4 protein-coding genes are annotated in these 2,326 nt (G+C 72.3%); all 4 read left to right on the top strand.

What is annotated here, in order from left to right; translation table 11 throughout:
* Nucleotides 1-902: methyltransferase (locus tag AB0O00_RS36185; protein ID WP_363658951.1), on the top strand; the 902-nt coding region annotated here is incomplete at its 5' end.
* Nucleotides 903-965: 63 nt separating this feature from the next.
* Nucleotides 966-1,715: an SDR family NAD(P)-dependent oxidoreductase gene (locus tag AB0O00_RS36180; protein ID WP_363658950.1), complete on the top strand. Its 750-nt coding sequence runs from the start codon at nucleotides 966-968 to the stop codon at nucleotides 1,713-1,715.
* Nucleotides 1,716-1,718: 3 nt separating this feature from the next.
* Nucleotides 1,719-2,036, top strand: a complete 318-nt coding sequence (locus AB0O00_RS36175; RefSeq protein ID WP_363658949.1) for an antibiotic biosynthesis monooxygenase family protein — start codon at nucleotides 1,719-1,721, stop codon at nucleotides 2,034-2,036.
* Nucleotides 2,033-2,326: antibiotic biosynthesis monooxygenase (locus AB0O00_RS36170; protein ID WP_363658948.1), on the top strand; the 294-nt coding region annotated here is incomplete at its 3' end. The genes AB0O00_RS36175 and AB0O00_RS36170, both read left to right, overlap by 4 nt.

The raw sequence follows: 2,326 nt of genomic DNA, 5'->3' as shown, positions 1-2,326 counted from the left end.
TGCTGCGCTGCGCGGCGGCGTTCGGCCTGCTGACGGAGGAGGCCGAGCGCCGCTTCGCGGAGAACGAGCTCACCGTCGGCCTGCGCAGCGACATCCCTTTCGGCGTCCGCGACCTGGTGCTCTACAACGGCTCCGAGTCGGTGCGCCGCCCGTACGGCGAGATCCTGCACACCGTGCGCACAGGCCGCCCGGCGTTCGAGCACGTCTTCGGGCGCCCGTTCTTCGCCGGGAACGGCGCCGCCGCCCAGGGCGACACCCACCCGGCCGACACCCAACCTGCGGGCACCGGCGCGCTGTTCGACCGCGCGATGACGCAGATGAGCCGGTCCACCACCCACCTGTTCACCTCCCAGTACGACTTCACCCGGTTCTCGCGGATCGCGGACATCGGCGGCGGCCAGGGCTTCTTCCTGAGCGCCGTCCTGAACGCCACACCCGGCTCCACCGGGGTCCTCCTGGACCGGCCGCACGTCGTCGCGGACGCGGCGCGCCACCTGGCCGAGGCGGGCGTCGAGGACCGCGTCTCGATCGTCCCCGGCGACTTCTTCCACCCGCTGCCCGCCGACTGCGACGCCTACCTCCTCAAGCAGGTGCTGCACGACTGGGACGACGACCACGCCGTGCGCATCCTGCGCGGCGTCCGCGACGCGCTCGGCGACCGCACCGAGGGCCGGCTGCTCGTCCTCGACCACGTGGTGGCCGGGCCCAACGAGTGGGACCAGGGCAAGTTCCTGGACGTCGACATGATGCTCCGCTTCGGCGGCCGCGAGCGCACCCTCCCCGAGTGGCAGGACCTCCTGGCCGCCGCGGACTTCGCCCTCGCCAACCGGCCCGCCACCGGCCGCTGGGCCGTCCTCGAAGCCCGGCCGCTCCCCCGGGCCCTGGCCGGCCGCGCGGCCTGAGCGGGCCCCGGCGCCCCGTACCCACCGCACACCCGACACCAAGAGATGAGGCACCCGAGCGTCATGAGCATCGATCTGACCGGCAAGCGGATCCTGGTCACCGGCGGCAGCCGCGGCATCGGCCGCGGCATCGTCCTCGCGCTGGCCCGGGCCGGCGCCCGGACCGTCGCCTGCTACCGCACCGAGAGCCCGGCCGTGGCGGGCCTGCGCGAGGAGCTGGCCGCCACCGGAGCCGAGCACCACCTCGTCCAGGCCGACGTGAGCGTGCCGGAGGACGTCGAACGGCTGGTCTCCACCGCCAAGGAGCACTTCGGCGCGCTGGACGTGGTGGTCAACAACGCCGGCGTCATCAGCCACGTCCCCTTCGCCGAACTGCCGCTGGAGGAGTGGCGGCGGGTGCTGGACACCAACCTCACCGCCCCGTTCATGGTGATCCAGAAGGCGCTGCCGCTGCTCTCGGCCGGCTCCTCGGTGATCACCGTGGGCTCGCGGGCCGCGGTGATCGGCATCCCGCTGCGCGCCCACTACACCGCGTCCAAGGCCGGTCTCATCGGCCTGACCCGCTCGCTGATGAAGGAGCTCGGCCCGAAGGGCATCCGGGTCAACCTCGTCGCCCCGGGGGTCATCGAGACCGAGGAGTTCGAGACCGCGCCGCCGGAGGAGGTGGCCCGGGTCAAGTCCCGCTACCAGGGCCTGACCGGCCTCGGCCGGCTCGGCACCCCCGACGAGATCGCCGGCGCGGTGCTCTTCCTGTCCAGCGACCTCTCCCGGTACGTGACCGGCGAGACCATCCACGTGGACGGGGGCATCTGAGCCGTGGCCGAGCGAACCAAGGTCTTCCGGGTCCTGCTCCGCGCCGAGATCAAGGCCGAGCTGGAACAGGACTTCGAGCGCACCTGGCTGGAGATCGGGTCCACCGTGACCGACCACCCCGCCAACCTCGGCCAGTGGCTGATGCGCAGCGAGGAGGAGGACGGCCTCTACTTCATCGTCAGCGACTGGGTGGACGAGCCGCAGTTCCGGCAGTTCGAGTCGAGCGACCAGCACCTGGAGCACCGCAAGCGGCTGCACCCCTTCCGCTCCGGCGGCGCCATGTGGACCACGACGGTCCTGCACGCCCTGGAGAAGCGATGACCACCGCACGGGTGCCGGCCACGGGACGGGTGAGGATCGTGCTCTTCTGCCAAGTGCCCAGCGGCGAACCGGAGTCGGTGATCGAGGAGGCCTACCACCGGATCAGCGGCGACCTGGCCGGCACCCCCGGCCTGCTCGGCAACGAGCTCCTCCGCTCGCTGATCGACGACGGCGCGTTCGCCGTGATGAGCGAGTGGGAGAGCGCCGAGGCCTTCAAGCACTGGGACGAGGGGCCCGACCACAAGGGCCAGACCTCGCCGCTGCGCCCGTACCAGGACCCTGCCCGGTCC

Origin of the sequence: Kitasatospora sp. NPDC093558 (genome assembly GCF_040683475.1) — a bacterium.
Taxonomy (GTDB): domain Bacteria; phylum Actinomycetota; class Actinomycetes; order Streptomycetales; family Streptomycetaceae; genus Kitasatospora.
This window is presented reverse-complemented; position numbering and strand designations above follow the sequence as displayed.